Genomic DNA, 16,087 nt, shown 5'->3' on the forward strand with positions numbered 1-16,087 from the left:
TTCATCCGATCGCTGCGCCGGGGTCGACCTTGAGCGCCACGCGAATCGCCAGCGTGCTGGCCAGCGCGCACATCAGCAGCGTGGCCACCAGGCCGGCCACCGCGTCGCCCGGCAGCAGCAGCACGTATTTCGGGAACGCGGGTCCCCACACCGTGGCCGCCACCTTGCCCACGGCGAAGCCGATCAGGCCAAGGCCCAGGGCCTGCTGCAGGATCATGCCGGCGATGGTGCGGTCGCGTGTACCGATGAGCTTGAGCACCGCGATCTCGCGCAGCTTGCCCATGGTCATGGTGTAGATGATGAAGGCCACGATGGCGGCGCTCACGATGGCCAGGATCACCAGGAACATGCCGATCTGTTTGGCCGAATTGGCGATCAGCTTGACGATCAGGATGTCTTCCATCTGGTCGCGGGTGTGCACGCTCAGGTGCTTCCAGCGCCGGATCGGCCCGGCCACTTGCTCGGGTGTGAAGCCCGGAGCGATCTGCACGAGCACCGCGTTCACGCTGCGGCTGCTGGTCTGCAGGCTTTGCACCGCCTCCAGCAGGCCGGGGCTGCCCGGGCGGTTGAAGGCCGGATTGGCGGCGGTGCGCGCGCGGTCGTTGACGATGGCGTCGTTGTCTTTCAGGAACTGCGTTTCCTGCGCGTCCTTCATCGGCACGAACAGCATCGGGTCGCCGCCCGAGGACACCATGCGCCGCGTCAGTCCCACCACGGTGTAGTCGTGGCGGCGGATGCGCACCACATCGCCCAGCGCGAACCCTGTCTTCACATCGGCCACCGCCTCGTAGTGGTTGCGCGTGATGTGCCGTCCCGCCACCAGGTAGCCCGGCGCGCCGGGCATGCCCGGCTCCATGCCCACCACCATCACGCGCTGGTCTCGGCCATTCCTCTGCACCTGCATCGTCAGATAGGCCACATTGGCCGCCACGGCCACCCCCGGCATGCCGCGCATGCTGCGCACCACGTCGTCCTTGATGCTCGACGATTCCGCGTACGGGCCCTGCGTGTCCTTCTGCACCACCCAGAGGTCGGCGCGGCTGTTGGCCAGCAGCGCGTGTGCGTCGTCCACCATGCCTCGGTACACGCCCGCCATCGTCAGCGTCACGCCGATCAGCAGCCCCAGGCCCAGCCCGGTCAGCACGTACTTGCTCCAGCCGTGCAGGATGTCGCGGCCCGCCAGGCTGATCACCTTGCTGCTCCCGACGGAACCAGCCTGTCCACCACTGCGATGCGTGCCCCCGGCTTCAGGGCGCTCTGGCTGTACAGCACCACCGTGTCGCCTTCGTTCAGGCCTCCGAGCACCTGCACCTGGCCGTCCAGACCCTGCGCCCCCAGCACCACCGGCGAGAAGGCGGGAACGCCATCCGTGAGCCGCCACACCCCGGTTTTTCCCTCGTGCTGCACCACGGCCGCATTGGGCAGCAGCAGGCGCTCGGGGGCAGCGGGCAGCTGCACCGTCACTTCCGCCATCTCGCCCACCGACACGCCGGCGGGCAGGCTGTCAAATGCCACCATCGCCAGCCGTTCCTCCGTCACGGCATCGGCCAGCGACTCCACCCGGGCCACTTTGCCGATCAGTGTCTCGCCCGGGCGCGAGCGCAGGGCGATGCTCGCCACCAGTCCTGGCGCCAGTCCGGCGCTTCGGCCCTGATCCACCCGCAGCTTCACCCACAGGCTGGCCGGGTCCATCAGCCGCAGCACGGCCTGGCCCGCCACGACTGTGGTGCCGGCTTCGGCCTCGCGCGCCGTGACCACCGCCGCACCGGGGGCCAGCAGCCTCAGGTTGCTGCGCTGCTGTGCCAGGGCTGCGCGCTCGGCGCGCAGCCGCGCGATGTCCTGTGTGCTGCCACCGAGGTTGGCCTGTGCGGCGGCCACGCCCGCATGGGCCGACGCCACCTCTTGTGTGCGTGCCTCCAGCGCCCCGGGGCTGATGAAGGCTTGCCGCGCCAGTTCCTCGTTGCGCTTCAGGTTCGCCATCGCCAGCGTGCGCCGCGCCTGCGCATCGCCAAGCTGCGCATCGGCGGCTCGCTGCACGCTCTGCGCACGGGCCAGCGAGGCGTCCAGTGCCGCCAGCCGCTGGTCCAGGTCCACCGGGTCCATTTCTGCCAGCACCTGACCCGGTTGCACCGTCTGACCCGCGTCCACCCGCACGCCGAGCACACGGCCGGCAGTGGTGGGCCCCACCATCCAGCTGCGCTGCGCCTCGACCAGGCCGATGCCAAAGATCTCGGGTGTCACGCGGCCCTTGGTCACTGGCGTCACCTGCACCTTCACCGGCGCCAGCGGCCCGGTGCGCAGCGCCACAAACGCCAGCGCACCCACCAGGGCCAGCGCCAGGCCGCCCAGCAGCAGCCGGCGCGAGGTTTGTGGATTTGTCTTCATTCGGTGGTCTCCGGGGGGCGCCGTGTGGGGTTGGTGGGTGCGGCAACAGCGTGCTGGAACAGGTCGAACACCGCGGGTGCCAGCGTGCGGATGGCCCCGACCTGTCCGCTCAGCAGCGACTGCATCACCAGCCCCTGCACCGAGCCGATGAACAGCACCGCACTGGCCTGAAGGTCGGTGCCTGGCGCCAGCAGCCCCGCCGCCTGCGCCTGCAGCAGCAGTCGGGTGACCAGCGAGCGGTAGTCCTGCATCAGCACGCGCACGCGCGCCTTCAGTGCTGTGTCCTCCGGGTGCTGCAGCTCCTGAAAGATCACCCGCGGCACACCCGGCTGTTCCACCACGAAGTCCACGTGCGCCATGAACACCGCACGCAGCGCGGTCAGCGGCTGCACATGCGACTGGGCCGCGGTGTGCAGCCGTGCCAGCAGGGCCTGGTGCGCGAAGTCGATCACCGCCAGCCAGATCGCTTCCTTGCTCTCGAAGTGGCGGAACACCGCGCCCTGCGTGAGCCCCACCGCTCGGGCCAGGTCGGCGGTGGTCACTCTGGCCGGGCTGTGCTGTGCGGCCAACGCGAGCGCAGCCGACACCAGGCTGGCCTGGCGCTGTTCGGTGGCTTGTTTGGGGGTGTTCGGGAGCGGCATGGTCACCAATGTAATTTATTAATTACTTATATTCAAGGTGATTCCTGCCTGGTTCCGGCAGGACGCTATCCGACATCGACTTGATGTAAATCAAGTCACACCGCAAAACACGGAACATAGTTCTTCAGGACGATGCCGATGGGGTGACCCCTCGTCCTTCTGCCGCGGCCACGTGTGCCTCCGGCGGATGTTCAGCCCTCCCCTGAAAAGGGACATTCATGCCACGTCTTTCGGAGAGAAAACATGGCTTCAGAGCTGAGAAATGAAAGAAAGGCCTGGTCCGTCCTGATCGTCAGCACGCTGGCGTTCACGGTCTGCTTCATGGTCTGGATGATGTTCGGCGTGATCGGCATCCCGATCAAGAAGATGCTGAACCTGAACGCGACCGAGTTCGGTCTGCTCACCGCGATGCCGGTGCTCACCGGCTCGCTGATCCGGGTGCCCCTGGGCATCTGGACCGACCGCTACGGCGGTCGCATCGTCATGGCCACCCTGATGGCGATCACCGTGCCGGCCATCTACCTGATGAGCTACGCCACCGAGTACTGGCACTTCCTGGTCATCGGCCTGTTCGTGGGTCTGGCCGGCGGCTCCTTCTCGGTCGGCACGCCCTACGTGGCGCGCTGGTTCCCCAAGAGCCGCCAGGGCATGGCCATGGGCGTCTACGGTGCCGGCAACTCGGGCTCGGCAGTCAACAAGTTCGTGGCGCCGGTGCTGCTGGTGGCCTTCGGCTGGACCATGGTGCCGCAGGTGTACGCGGCCATCATGCTCGGCACCCTGGTGCTGTTCTGGCTGTTCAGCCACAGCGACCCCGCCCACTTGGTGCCCAGCAACGTGAAGTTCAGCGACCAGCTGCAGGCGCTCAAGGACCCCAAGGTGCTCAAGTACTGCCAGTACTACAGCATCGTGTTCGGCGGCTACGTGGCGCTGGCGCTCTGGATGGTGCAGTACTACGTGGGCGAATACGGCCTGGACATCCGCGTGGCCGCGCTGCTGGCCGCCTGCTTCTCGCTGCCCGGCGGCGTGCTGCGCGCCATCGGCGGCGTGCTCTCCGACAAGTACGGCGCGCACAAGGTCACCTGGTGGGTGCTGTGGGTGAGCTGGATCTGCCTGTTCCTGCTGAGCTACCCGCAGACCGACTTCACGGTGCAGACCGTCAACGGCCCGACCACCTTCCACATCGGCCTGAACGTTTACACCTTCACCGGCCTGATGGCGATCCTGGGCGTGGCCTGGGCCTTCGGCAAGGCCAGCGTCTTCAAGTACATCAGCGACGACTACCCCAAGAACATCGGCGCCATCAGCGGCATCGTCGGCCTGGCTGGCGGCCTGGGCGGCTTCGTGCTGCCGATCCTGTTCGGCGTTCTGATGGACCTCACCGGCATCCGTTCCAGCGCCTTCATGCTGATGTACGGCGTGGTCTGGGTCTCGCTGATCTGGATGTACTGGACCGAGGTCCGCCAGACCGAGGTCATGGGCACCAACGCCAAGTCCTTCTCCCTGCAGAACTGATCACCTCGGGTCATCCCCATGAACACCCATACCAAACCCATCGCCTCCCCCGGCGCGCCCACGGGCGCGGATGTGCAGGACTGGCGTCCAGAAGACGAGGGCTTCTGGGCCACCACCGGCAGCAAGATCGCCTACCGCAACCTCTGGATCTCGATCCCCGCCCTGCTGTGCGGCTTCGCGGTCTGGGGCATGTGGGGGATCATCACCGTGCAGATGCTCAACCTGGGCTTCCCCTTCACCCAGGCCGAGCTGTTCACGCTGACCGCCATCGCGGGCATCTCCGGCGCCACCATGCGCATCCCGGCGTCCTTCCTGATCCGCCTGGCCGGTGGCCGCAACACCATCTTCCTGACCACCTCGATGCTGCTGGCCCCGGCGATCGGTACCGGCATCGTGCTGCAGCACCCCGAGTGGCCGCTGTGGTCCTTCCAGCTGATGGCCCTGTGGTCGGGCGTGGGCGGCGGCAACTTCGCCAGCTCGATGTCCAACATCAGCACCTTCTTCCCCAAGCGCCTGCAGGGCACGGCGCTGGGCCTGAACGCCGGCCTGGGCAACTTCGGCGTGACCACGATGCAGATCGTGATCCCTGTGGTCATGACCCTGCCGCTGCTGGGCGCTTTCGGCGGTGAGCCCATGACGCTGGTGAAGGACAGCGGCTGGCTGTTCGGCAAGATCGCCGCCGGCACACCGACCTGGGTCCAGAACGCCGGCTTCGCCTGGGTGTTCTCGCTGGTGCCGCTGGGCGCGCTGTGCTGGTTCGGCATGAGCAACCTCAAGACCGTCTCGCCCAACACCGGCAGCCCGATCGTCGCGTTCGCCAAGATCACCTACCTCTACACCCTGGCCTTCGTGCCCACGGTGTTCATGCTCTGGCTCTACCTGCCCAAGCCCACCGGCCTGGGCGTGCTGAGCATGTGGGTCGCGATCCCGCTGGACATCGTGATGGCGCTGGCCGTGATGCGCCTGGCCGCCTTCGGCGAGATGAAGGAAGGCGTGAAGAAGCAGTTCGCCATCTTCGGCAACAAGCACACCTGGTCGCTGACCGCGCTCTACATCGTCACCTTCGGTTCCTTCATCGGCTTCTCGATGGCGCTGCCCCTGGCCATCACCGTGATCTTCGGCTTCCAGCACATCCCCGACGCCGCCGGCGTCATGCAGCACACGCTGAAGAACCCCAACGCCCCCTCGGCCCTGACCTACGCCTGGATCGGCCCCTTCGTCGGCGCCGCGGTGCGGCCCATCGGCGGCTGGATCAGCGACAAGATCGGGGGCTCCATCGTGACCCAGGTGATCACCGCGGTCATGGCCGCCGCCGCCGTGGCCGTGGGCTACGTGATGATGCAGGCCTACAGCTCGGCCACGCCCGAGCAGTACTTCCCGATGTTCCTGGGCCTGTTCATGGTGCTGTTCTTCGCCAGCGGCATCGGCAACGGCTCCACCTTCCGCACCATCGGCGTGATCTTCGACCGCGCCCAGGCCGGCCCCGTGCTGGGATGGACCTCGGCGGTCGCCGCCTACGGCGCCTTCATCGCGCCGGTGCTGATCGGCCAGTACATCAAGGCCGGCACCCCGCAGCTCGCCTTCTACGGCTTCGCCGTCTTCTACGCCCTGTGCCTGGTGCTGAACTGGTGGTTCTACCTGCGCAAGGGTGCCGAGATCAAGAACCCCTGAGCGCCCCCAAGACACGCTTTTTTCGGAGACCCCCACGATGAGTCACTTCCTCGACCGCCTGAGCCATTTCACGGCTCCCACTGAAAGCTTCTCCGGTTCGCACGGCATCACCACCGGCGAGGACCGCACCTGGGAAGACGCCTACCGCGACCGCTGGGCGCACGACAAGATCGTGCGCTCCACCCACGGCGTGAACTGCACGGGCTCCTGCTCGTGGAAGATCTATGTCAAGGGTGGCATCGTCACCTGGGAAACCCAGCAGACCGACTACCCGCGCACCCGCGCCGACCTGCCCAACCACGAGCCGCGCGGCTGCGCCCGTGGCGCGTCCTACAGCTGGTACCTGTACTCCGCCAACCGCGTGAAGTACCCGATGGTGCGCGGCAAGCTGCTGCAGCACTGGCGCGCCGCGCTGGCCGTGGCCAGGAGCCCGGTGGACGCCTGGGCCGCCATTGTCGAGAACCAGGATGCCCGACGCGAATGGCAGCAGCAGCGCGGCCTGGGCGGCATGGTGCGCAGCACCTGGGACGAAGTGAACCAGCTGGTGGCCGCCGCCAACGTCTACACCGCCAAGAAGTACGGCCCGGACCGTGTGATCGGCTTCTCGCCCATCCCGGCCATGTCCATGATCAGCTACGCCGCCGGCTCGCGCTATCTCTCGCTCATCGGCGGCGTGTGCATGAGCTTCTACGACTGGTACTGCGACCTGCCGCCGGCCAGCCCGCAGGTCTGGGGCGAACAGACCGACGTGCCCGAATCGGCCGACTGGTACAACTCCACCTACATCATCGCCTGGGGCTCCAACGTGCCCCAGACCCGCACGCCCGACGCCCACTTCTTCACCGAAGTCCGCTACAAGGGTGCGAAGACCGTGGCGATCACGCCCGACTACGCCGAGATCAGCAAGCTCTGCGACCTCTGGATGCACCCCAAGCAGGGCACGGACGCGGCGATTGCCATGGCCATGGGCCACGTGATCCTCAAGGAGTTCTATTTCGACAAGCGCTCGTCGTACTTCGACGACTACGTGCGCCGCTACACCGACATGCCCAACCTGGTGCAGCTCGAAGAGCGTACCCTGCCCGACGGCCGCAAGGTCGTGGTGCCCGGCCGCTACCTGCGCGCCAGCGACTTCAACGGCAAGCTGGGCCAGGCCAACAACCCCGACTGGAAGACGGTCGCCATCGACCAGGACGACAAGGTCGTGCTGCCCAACGGCTCCATCGGTTTCCGCTGGGGCGCCGAAGGCCGCACCGACGCCGGCAAGTGGAACCTGGAAGACAAGGAAGCGCGCGGCGACGAGCAGGTCAAGCTCAAGCTCAGCCTGATGGAAGGCGAGGGCAGCGAATACGAAGTGGGCGAGGTCGCCTTCCCGTATTTCGGCGGTATCGACACCCCCAACTTCACCGCCAACAAGCAGGCCAGCGCCACCGACGACGTGCTGGTGCGCCAGGTGCCGGTGCGCCGCATCAAGCTGGGCAAGGCCGGTGAAGAGCGCTACGCGCTGGTCGCCACCGTGTTCGACCTGACGGTCGCCAACTACGGCGTGAACCGTGGCCTGCCGGGCGACACCGGCGCCACCAGCTACGACCAGGACACGCCCTACACGCCCGCCTGGCAGGAGAAGATCACCGGCGTCAAGCGCGACCAGGTGATCGCCGTGGCGCGCCAGTTCGCCGACAACGCCGACAAGACCAAGGGCAAGTCCATGGTCATCATCGGCGCGGCCATGAACCACTGGTACCACAGCGACATGAACTACCGCGGCATCATCAACATGCTGATGATGTGCGGCTGCATCGGCCAGAGCGGCGGTGGCTGGGCGCACTACGTGGGCCAGGAAAAGCTGCGCCCGCAGACCGGCTGGACCGCTCTCGCGTTTGCGCTGGACTGGGTGCGTCCGCCGCGCCAGATGAACTCCACCAGCTTCTTCTACGCCCACACCGACCAGTGGCGCTACGAGAAGCTGGGCGTGGACGAGATCCTTTCGCCGCTGGCCGACAAATCGAAGTTCGGCGGCAGCCTGATCGACTACAACGTGCGCGCCGAGCGCATGGGCTGGCTGCCCAGCGCACCGCAGCTGCAGACCAACCCGATGCAGGTGGTGAAAGACGCCACCGCCGTCGGCATGGACCCCAAGGACTACGCGGTCAAGGCGCTCAAGGACGGCTCGCTGAAGATGAGCTGCGAGGACCCGGACCACCCGGCCAACTGGCCGCGCAACATGTTCGTCTGGCGCTCCAACATCCTGGGCTCCAGCGGCAAGGGCCACGAGTACTTCCTCAAGCACCTGCTGGGCACCACCCACGGCGTGCAGGGCAAGGACCTGGGGCCCAACGATGCGAAACCGACTGAAGTCGAGTGGCACGCCCAGGCGCCCGAAGGCAAGCTGGACCTGGTGGTCACGCTGGACTTCCGTATGAGCACGACCTGCCTGTATTCGGACATCGTGCTGCCCACCGCCACCTGGTACGAGAAGAACGACCTCAACACCAGCGACATGCACCCCTTCATCCACCCGCTGTCCACCGCGGTGGACCCGGCCTGGCAGAGCAAGAGCGACTGGGAGATCTACAAAGGTTTCGCCAAGGCCTACAGCGAGGTCTGCGTCGGCCACCTGGGGGTCGAGAAAGAGCTCATGCTCACGCCGCTGATGCACGACACCGCGTCCGAGCTGGCCCAGCCGTTTGACGTCAAGGAATGGAAGAAGGGCGAGTGCGATCTGGTCCCGGGCGTCACTGCTCCGAGCATCTCGGTGGTCGAGCGCGACTACCCCAACACCTACGCCCGTTTCACCGCCCTGGGCCCGCTGATGGACAAGGTGGGCAACGGCGGCAAGGGCATCGGCTGGAACACCCAGACCGAGGTCGGCCAGCTCAAGGAACTCAACGGCACCGTGCACACCGAGGGTGCGGCCAAGGGCCTGGCCCGCATCGACAGCGACATCGACGCCTGCGAGGTGGTGCTGCAGCTGGCGCCCGAGACCAACGGCCATGTGGCCGTGAAGGCCTGGGAGGCTCTGAGCAAGATCACCGGCCGCGACCACACCCACCTGGCCCTGCACCGCGAGGACGAGAAGATCCGCTTCCGCGACATCCAGGCCCAGCCGCGCAAGATCATCAGCTCGCCCACCTGGTCCGGGCTGGAGTCCGAGAAGGTTTCGTACAACGCCGGTTACACCAACGTGCACGAGCTGATCCCATGGCGCACCCTCACCGGTCGCCAGCAGTTCTACCTGGACCACCCCTGGATGCTCGCCTTCGGTGAGGGCCTCTCCAGCTACCGCCCGCCGGTCGACCTCAAGACCGTGGGCGACATGATCGACCGCCGTCCCAACGGCAACAAGGAGATCAGCCTCAACTTCATCACGCCGCACCAGAAGTGGGGCATCCACAGCACGTACAGCGACAACCTGCACATGCTCACACTCAACCGCGGCGGCCCGGTGATCTGGCTGAGCGAGGACGACGCGAAGAACGCCGGCATCGAAGACAACGACTGGGTCGAGCTGTTCAACACCAACGGCGCCATCGCGGCGCGCGCGGTGGTGAGCCAGCGCGTGAACCCGGGCATGGTGCTCATGTACCACGCGCAGGAAAAGATCATCAACACCCCCGGTGCCGAGATCACCAACACCCGCGGCGGCATCCACAACTCGGTCACCCGCATCGTGACCAAACCGACCCACATGATCGGCGGCTACGCGCAGTTCAGCTACGGCTTCAACTACTACGGAACCATCGGCACCAACCGCGACGAGTTCGTCATCGTGCGCAAGATGCGCAAGATCGACTGGCTCGACGGCGAAGGCAACGACACGGTCCAGGCTTGATCAGCACAGGAGAAAACAAGATGAAAGTACGTGCCCAAATCGCGATGGTGCTGAACCTGGACAAGTGCATCGGTTGCCACACCTGTTCGGTCACCTGCAAGAACGTCTGGACCAGCCGCCCCGGCGTGGAATACGCCTGGTTCAACAACGTGGAAACCAAGCCCGGCATCGGTTACCCCAAGGAATGGGAGAACCAGGACAAGTGGAACGGCGGCTGGGTCCGCAAGGCCGACGGGTCCATCGTGCCCAAGCAGGGTGGCAAGTGGTCGCTGCTGATGAAGATCTTCAGCAACCCCAACCTGCCGCAGATCGACGACTACTACGAACCCTTCACCTTCGACTACGACCATCTGCAGTCAGCGCCCGAAGTGAAGGCCGCGCCCACCGCACGGCCGCGCAGCCTGATCACCGGCCAGCGCATGGAGAAGATCGAGTGGGGCCCGAACTGGGAAGAAATCCTGGGCGGCGAGTTCAGCAAGCGCAGCGCGGACGCCAACCTCGCGAACTTCGAGCAGGTCCAGAAGGACATGGTCGGCCAGTTCGAGAACACCTTCATGATGTACCTGCCGCGCCTGTGCGAGCACTGCCTCAACCCGGCGTGCGTGGCATCGTGCCCCTCGGGCTCGATCTACAAGCGCGAGGACGACGGCATCGTCCTGATCGACCAGGACAAGTGCCGCGGCTGGCGCATGTGCGTCAGCGGCTGCCCCTACAAGAAGATCTACTACAACTGGCAGACCGGCAAGGCCGAGAAGTGCATCTTCTGCTACCCGCGCATCGAGGCCGGCCAGCCCACCGTGTGCAGTGAGACCTGCGTGGGCCGCATCCGCTACCTGGGCGTGGTGCTGTACGACGCCGACCGCATCGCCGAGGCCGCCAGCGTGCCCGACGAGAAGGACCTCTACCAGGCCCAGCTCGACCTGTTCCTCGACCCCAACGACCCGGCCGTGATCGAGCAGGCCCGTGCCGACGGCATCCCCGAGAGCTGGCTCGAAGGCGCGCGCAAGAGCCCGGTCTACAAGATGGCCATCGACTGGAAGATCGCGCTGCCGCTGCACCCCGAGTACCGCACCCTGCCCATGGTCTGGTACGTGCCGCCGCTCTCGCCGATCAGCGCCGCCGCCAACGCCGGCCAGATCGGTGCCAACGGCGAGCTGCCCGACTTCAGCCAGATGCGCATTCCGCTGCAGTACCTGGCCAACCTGCTGACCGCGGGCGACACCGCGCCGGTGGTGCGCGCGCTCGAACGCATGCTGGCCATGCGCGCCTACCAGCGCGGCAAGCACGTGGACGGCGTGGAGAACCTCAAGGTGCTGGAGCAGACCGGCCTGAGTCGCGCCGAGGTCGAGGAGATGTACCAGATCATGGCCATTGCCAACTACGAAGACCGCTTCGTCATTCCCAGTTCGCACCGCGAGTACGCCGAAAACGCCTTCGACCTGCGCGGTGGCTGCGGCTTCTCGTTCGGCAACGGCTGCTCGGACGGCGCCTCGGAAACCAGCCTGTTCGGTGGCAGCAAGCGCCGCACCATCCCGATCCAGTCGGTGGTCTGAAAGGAAACGCCATGAAGAACACCCGCTATTCCCTGCGCGCGCTGGCGCGCCTGCTGGCCTACCCCGATGCGCAGCTGCGCAGCGAGCTGGCGCCGCTGATCGCGGCCATCGACGAAGAGGCCGCGGTGCCCGCCGCGCGGCGCGCCGAGCTGCGCGCGCTGGCCGCCGACCTGGTGCGCCGCGACCCGCTGGAGGTGGAAGCCCGCTACGTCGAGACCTTCGACCGTGGCCGCGCCACCTCGCTGCATTTGTTCGAGCACGTGCATGGCGACTCGCGCGACCGCGGCCCGGCCATGATCGACCTGGTGCAGACCTATGAGAAGGCCGGCCTCTACCTCGGCCCCGAAGAGCTGCCCGACCACCTGGGCGTGGTGCTGGAGTTCGCCTCCACCCAGCCGCCCGCGCTGGCCAAGGCCTTCCTCGGTGAGGTGGCGCACATCCTGAACGCCATCTTCAGCGCCCTGCTCAAACGCGAGAGCCCCTACGCCGCCGTCGTCGCCGCCGTGCTGGAGCTGGCCGGCCAGAAGGCCGAGGCCGTGCCCTTCAAGGCCGACGAGGCGCTCGACGAGGCCTGGGCAGAGCCCGAGGCCTTCGACGGCTGCGCCACCCGCGGCCAGAACCGGCCCGGCCAGGCACAGCCCATCCACATCGTCCGCCAGAAATCCAACGCTTCTCAAGGAGTCGCAGCATGAACGGCTTCCACAACTTCGTCTTTGGCATCTATCCATACATCGCGCTCACTGTCTTTTTGCTGGGCAGCCTGATCCGCTTCGACCGCGACCAGTACAGCTGGAAGAGCGATTCGTCGCAGCTGCTGCGCAAGGGACAGCTGCGCTGGGGCAGCAACCTGTTCCACGTCGGCATCCTGTTCCTGTTCTTCGGCCACACGGTGGGCATGCTCACGCCGCACGCGGTGTACGAGCCCTTCATGACCGCGGGCGCCAAGCAGCTCATGGCCATGGTCTCGGGCGGCCTGTTCGGCCTGTTCGGCTTCATCGGCGTGAGCCTGTTGCTGCACCGCCGCCTGTCGGACGCGCGCATCCGCGCCACCAGCAAGACGAGTGACATCGTGCTGCTGTGGTTGCTGTGGGCGCAGTTCGCGCTGGGCCTGGCCACCATCCCGCTGTCGGCCCAGCACCTGGACGGCGGCATGATGATGCTGCTGGCCGAATGGGCGCAGCGCATCGTCACCTTCCGCGGTGGCGCGGCCGAGCTGATCGCCGATGCCAGCTGGGTGTTCAAGGCCCACATGTTCCTGGGCATGAGCATCTTCCTGATCTTCCCGTTCACCCGCCTGGTGCACGTGTGGAGCGGCTTCGGCACGCTGGCCTACATCACGCGTCCCTACCAGGTGGTGCGCAGCCGCCGCGTCGGCATGACGCCCCAGCAACCCCTGAGCCAGCGGGGTCGCTGAACATGCAACAAGGAATGACCATGAGCGACAGCACCTCCCAAGGCTGCGGCAGCGTGCACTGCGCCTGCTCGGGCCAGATGCAGATCGTGCCTGCCAGCATCAACGGCATCGCGCTGCACGAGCCGGGCGAGGCGCTGGATGCCGAGACCCTGCGTGAGCGCGCCTACACCGAACTGCTGCGCCAGCGCGCGGTGCACCAGGGCCTGCTGCCGCGCTTCAGCGGGCTGGTGGCGCCCACGCTCAACGAAGCCGAGCGCCACGTGATCGAGGCCATGACCGACGACGAGGTCGTCTCGCCCGATCCGACCGACGACGAGTGCCAGCGCTACTACGAAGCCAACAAGAACCACTTCATCGTTGGCCAGGCGCTGCATGTGCGGCACATCCTGTTCGCCGTCACGCCCGGGGTGAACGTGCATGCGCTGACACAGCGCGCCGAAGCCGCGCTGCTGGACCTGATCCGCAAGGACGTGCCGCCCGGCCGCTTCGAGCAGCTGGCGGCCGAGCTGTCCAATTGCCCGTCCAGCGCCGAAGGCGGCGACCTGGGCTGGGTCACGCCCGAAGACTGTGCGCCCGAACTGGCCAACGAGCTGTTCTTCCAGAGCGACTCGCGCTGGGGCATGGGCGTGCACCCGCGCCTGGTGCACACGCGCTTCGGCCTGCACATCATCGAGGTGCTGGGCCGCAAGAAGGGCACCCTGCCCGCCTACGAAGAGGTGGCCGACGCGATCCGCCAGCGCCTGCAGCACCAGTCGCGCGCGACCGCGCTGCGGCAGTACATGCGGCTGCTGGTGGGGCAGGCCAAGGTGGAAGGCATCGAACTCGAAGGTGCGGACTCGCCCCTGGTGCAGTGACGCGCTGAGCCGGAGACCGCCATGCCCGACGACCTCCTGCTGCGCCTGCGCGATTTCCACGAGGACTACTTCCCCCGCCACCAGCAGCGCTTTCAGGACCTGGTGGCGCAGGGCCAGCACCCCAAGACCCTGTTCATCGGTTGCAGCGACTCGCGCCTGGTGCCCTACCTGCTGACGGGTGCCGCCCCGGGCGACCTGTTCATCGTGCGCAACGTGGGCGCCTTCGTGCCGCCCTACGACCAGTCGCACGGGCTGCATGGAACGATGGCGGCGATCGAGTTCGCGGTGCTCGGCCTCAAGGTCGAACGCATCATCGTCTGCGGCCACAGCCACTGCGGCGCCATCCGCACCGCCTACGAAGGCGCACCGGAAGAGGCGGTGGCCCTCAAGGCCTGGCTGCGGCTGGCCGACGAGGCCCTGCTGCCGGTGCAGCCCAGCCCCGAGGCGCTGTGCCGCACCGAGCAGCGCGCCGTGGTGCTGCAGCTGATGCGCCTGATGGACTACCCCATGGTGCGCCGCGCCGTCGAGGCCGGCCACCTCACGCTGCACGGATGGCACTACGTGATCGAACAGGGCGAGGTGCATGTGTTCGATGCGGTGCGCGGCGCCTTCGTGCCGGCCTCGGAGTCGGACCACAGCGGCACCGGCCCCTACCTGCCCTATGTGGAGCACGACGGACAGGTGCTTGAATGATCCCTTTGCTGGAGCTGATGCAGACGCGGCGCACCACGCTGCCCAAACGCCTGGTGGTGCCTGGCCCGTCCGAAGACCAGCTGCGCCAGTGCCTGGCCGCCGCCGCCACCGCACCCGACCACAACCAGCTGCTGCCCTGGCGCTTCGTGCGCATCCCGACAGCGCAGCGCGGGCGGCTGGGCGACGCACTGGCGCAGGCCCTGATCGAACGCGACCCCGACGCCACCGCCGAACAGCAGGCGCAGGCGCGCGAGAAGGCCGAGCGCGCGCCCGAGCTGCTGTTGCTGGTGGTGGACGACGACCGCGGCGACCCCGAGGTGGACGTGCTGGAGCGCACGCTCTCGGCCGGCTGCGCGGTGCAGAACCTGCTGCTGATGGCCACCACGCTGGGCTACGGCTCGGCGCTGACCTCGGGCAAGGGGTTGAAATCCAAAGCCGTGCGCGAACTGTTTGGCCTGGGGCCGGGGGAGCACGCGATCTGCTTCGTCAGCCTGGGCACGCCGACCCGCGCTCCGTTGGAACGGGCGCGGCCGGGGGTGGACGAGTTCACGGGGGTGCTGGCGACGCCAGGGCTCTGAGAGCGCGGCTGCCTCCGCGCCTCTACCCGACCGTTCTCCCGCGCTACTGACCGGCCGCAGCGGCCGATGCTTCTCTCGCCTTGACGGCGGCTTCCAGGTCCTGTTTGAGTTTCGCCGCCTGCGCCTGGGCACGCTCTGCGCTGTCGGCCTGCAGCTTGGCAGCGGTGGCGGCCGCCCCCACCGTATCGGGCCCGCAACCGGCGAGGCTCACGCAGAGACCGAGCGCCCACAACCAGTGGGCGGACATGTGGCAAAGAGAGGGCAGAGGTTTCATGGGGGTGGGGATGATGCTGGGGAATACGAGGCGTCACCGTGCTACGGCTCGACGGTGACTTCAAGGTCGTTCGCTTGATCAACGAATGTGCTGAACATGTCTTGAGTGACGAGTAGGGGCCCCGGTTTGAGTGACCAACGCAGGGCGGTCAGCTTGGTATGTTTCGTCGCGAGCGTTGATCGATCATGAACGATGCAGTTTCGGATCTGGCGAAGGTCACCAAGTAGATCGCACCGAACCATGTTCTTCTCGGTCCCGATGGCGGTTGCAAAGCGTGGGCGAAAGTACTCCTCCCACTCAGAGTAGATCTCAACGAGTAGCGCCTTTGCCAAAACATCTGAAAACTCGCCATCAGGCTTCATTTTGGAGTGAAGCTCAAGCTGGCTCATGCTCGCAGTCGCTCGGTGCTTTGAAGGGTCTCGTGGACCAATGAAGACGCGGTTCGAGGGGGCCGCGTTGGCGTAGACCGCGCGAGCCGAGTTCATGCCCATCGTCGCCATGATGTAGCAGGTGTAGTGCGCTTGGAGGGCGCGTTGAAACTCGGCGAGGATGGGATGGCCCTGCGGCATGTCCTGTGACGCCTAACTCGTGATCTATCCCGCGAAGCGGCGGACAACACTTTGGCCAGTCGTTAAACAAAGTCGCATGACACCTCCAAAAGCCATTTGAAACCACCCCTG

At 66.7% G+C, this 16,087-nt stretch carries 14 protein-coding genes; 9 read left to right on the forward strand and 5 right to left on the reverse strand.

Annotation, left to right across the window (positions count from 1 at the left end):
• Position 1: 1 nt before the first annotated feature.
• From BC358_RS00325 to BC358_RS00335, 3 genes are read right to left on the reverse strand one after another with little or no spacing between them, the layout of a single operon-like run.
• A complete protein-coding gene (locus BC358_RS00325) occupies positions 2-1,192 on the reverse strand; it encodes an ABC transporter permease (protein ID WP_079364238.1) in 1,191 nt (396 codons plus the stop codon).
• On the reverse strand, positions 1,189-2,385 hold the full coding sequence (locus BC358_RS00330; protein WP_079364239.1) for an efflux RND transporter periplasmic adaptor subunit: 1,197 nt from the start codon (positions 2,383-2,385) through the stop codon (positions 1,189-1,191). Before BC358_RS00330 ends, BC358_RS00325 begins: the two co-directional genes overlap by 4 nt.
• Positions 2,382-3,026, reverse strand: a complete 645-nt coding sequence (locus BC358_RS00335; RefSeq protein WP_079364727.1) for a TetR/AcrR family transcriptional regulator — start codon at positions 3,024-3,026, stop codon at positions 2,382-2,384. Before BC358_RS00335 ends, BC358_RS00330 begins: the two co-directional genes overlap by 4 nt.
• Before the next feature lie 243 nt (positions 3,027-3,269).
• Here BC358_RS00335 and BC358_RS00340 point away from each other — a divergent pair, with 243 nt between their 5' ends.
• The 9 genes from BC358_RS00340 to BC358_RS00380 are packed head-to-tail and all read left to right on the forward strand — an operon-like array spanning position 3,270 to position 15,133.
• A complete protein-coding gene (locus BC358_RS00340; RefSeq protein WP_066157534.1) occupies positions 3,270-4,538 on the forward strand; it encodes a nitrate/nitrite transporter in 1,269 nt (422 codons plus the stop codon).
• An 18-nt stretch (positions 4,539-4,556) separates the two neighbouring features.
• Positions 4,557-6,209, forward strand: a complete 1,653-nt coding sequence (locus BC358_RS00345) for an MFS transporter (protein WP_079364240.1) — start codon at positions 4,557-4,559, stop codon at positions 6,207-6,209.
• A 37-nt stretch (positions 6,210-6,246) separates the two neighbouring features.
• Entirely contained in the window at positions 6,247-10,041 is a 3,795-nt protein-coding gene (locus BC358_RS00350) for a nitrate reductase subunit alpha (RefSeq protein WP_066157528.1), read from the forward strand.
• A gap of 20 nt (positions 10,042-10,061) precedes the next feature.
• Positions 10,062-11,594 (forward strand): nitrate reductase subunit beta, encoded by a 1,533-nt coding sequence (gene narH, locus BC358_RS00355; RefSeq protein WP_066157525.1) that lies wholly within the window; start codon positions 10,062-10,064, stop codon positions 11,592-11,594.
• Positions 11,595-11,605: 11 nt separating this feature from the next.
• On the forward strand, positions 11,606-12,286 hold the full coding sequence (narJ, locus tag BC358_RS00360; protein WP_079364241.1) for a nitrate reductase molybdenum cofactor assembly chaperone: 681 nt from the start codon (positions 11,606-11,608) through the stop codon (positions 12,284-12,286).
• Complete coding sequence (narI, locus tag BC358_RS00365; protein WP_066157520.1) at positions 12,283-13,008, forward strand: respiratory nitrate reductase subunit gamma; 726 nt, start codon at positions 12,283-12,285, stop codon at positions 13,006-13,008. Before narJ ends, narI begins: the two co-directional genes overlap by 4 nt.
• A 20-nt stretch (positions 13,009-13,028) precedes the next feature.
• Positions 13,029-13,862, forward strand: coding sequence for a peptidylprolyl isomerase (locus BC358_RS00370; RefSeq protein WP_256861394.1), 834 nt, complete (start codon positions 13,029-13,031; stop codon positions 13,860-13,862).
• A 21-nt stretch (positions 13,863-13,883) separates the two neighbouring features.
• Entirely contained in the window at positions 13,884-14,555 is a 672-nt protein-coding gene (locus tag BC358_RS00375) for a carbonic anhydrase (RefSeq protein WP_066157514.1), read from the forward strand.
• Complete coding sequence (locus tag BC358_RS00380; RefSeq protein WP_079364243.1) at positions 14,552-15,133, forward strand: nitroreductase; 582 nt, start codon at positions 14,552-14,554, stop codon at positions 15,131-15,133. Before BC358_RS00375 ends, BC358_RS00380 begins: the two co-directional genes overlap by 4 nt.
• 43 nt (positions 15,134-15,176) lie before the next feature.
• Here the strand turns inward: BC358_RS00380 and BC358_RS00385 are convergent, their stop codons facing one another.
• Together BC358_RS00385 and BC358_RS00390 are read right to left on the reverse strand one after the other, a co-directional pair.
• On the reverse strand, positions 15,177-15,380 hold the full coding sequence (locus BC358_RS00385; protein WP_079364244.1) for a hypothetical protein: 204 nt from the start codon (positions 15,378-15,380) through the stop codon (positions 15,177-15,179).
• Between the two features lie 68 nt (positions 15,381-15,448).
• The gene (locus tag BC358_RS00390; protein WP_079364245.1) at positions 15,449-15,976 is read right to left on the reverse strand and encodes a hypothetical protein; all 528 of its coding nucleotides are present in this window, start codon (positions 15,974-15,976) and stop codon (positions 15,449-15,451) included.
• Positions 15,977-16,087 lie beyond the last annotated feature (111 nt).

The organism is Hydrogenophaga sp. H7 (assembly GCF_002025745.1).
GTDB lineage: Bacteria > Pseudomonadota > Gammaproteobacteria > Burkholderiales > Burkholderiaceae_C > Hydrogenophaga > Hydrogenophaga pseudoflava.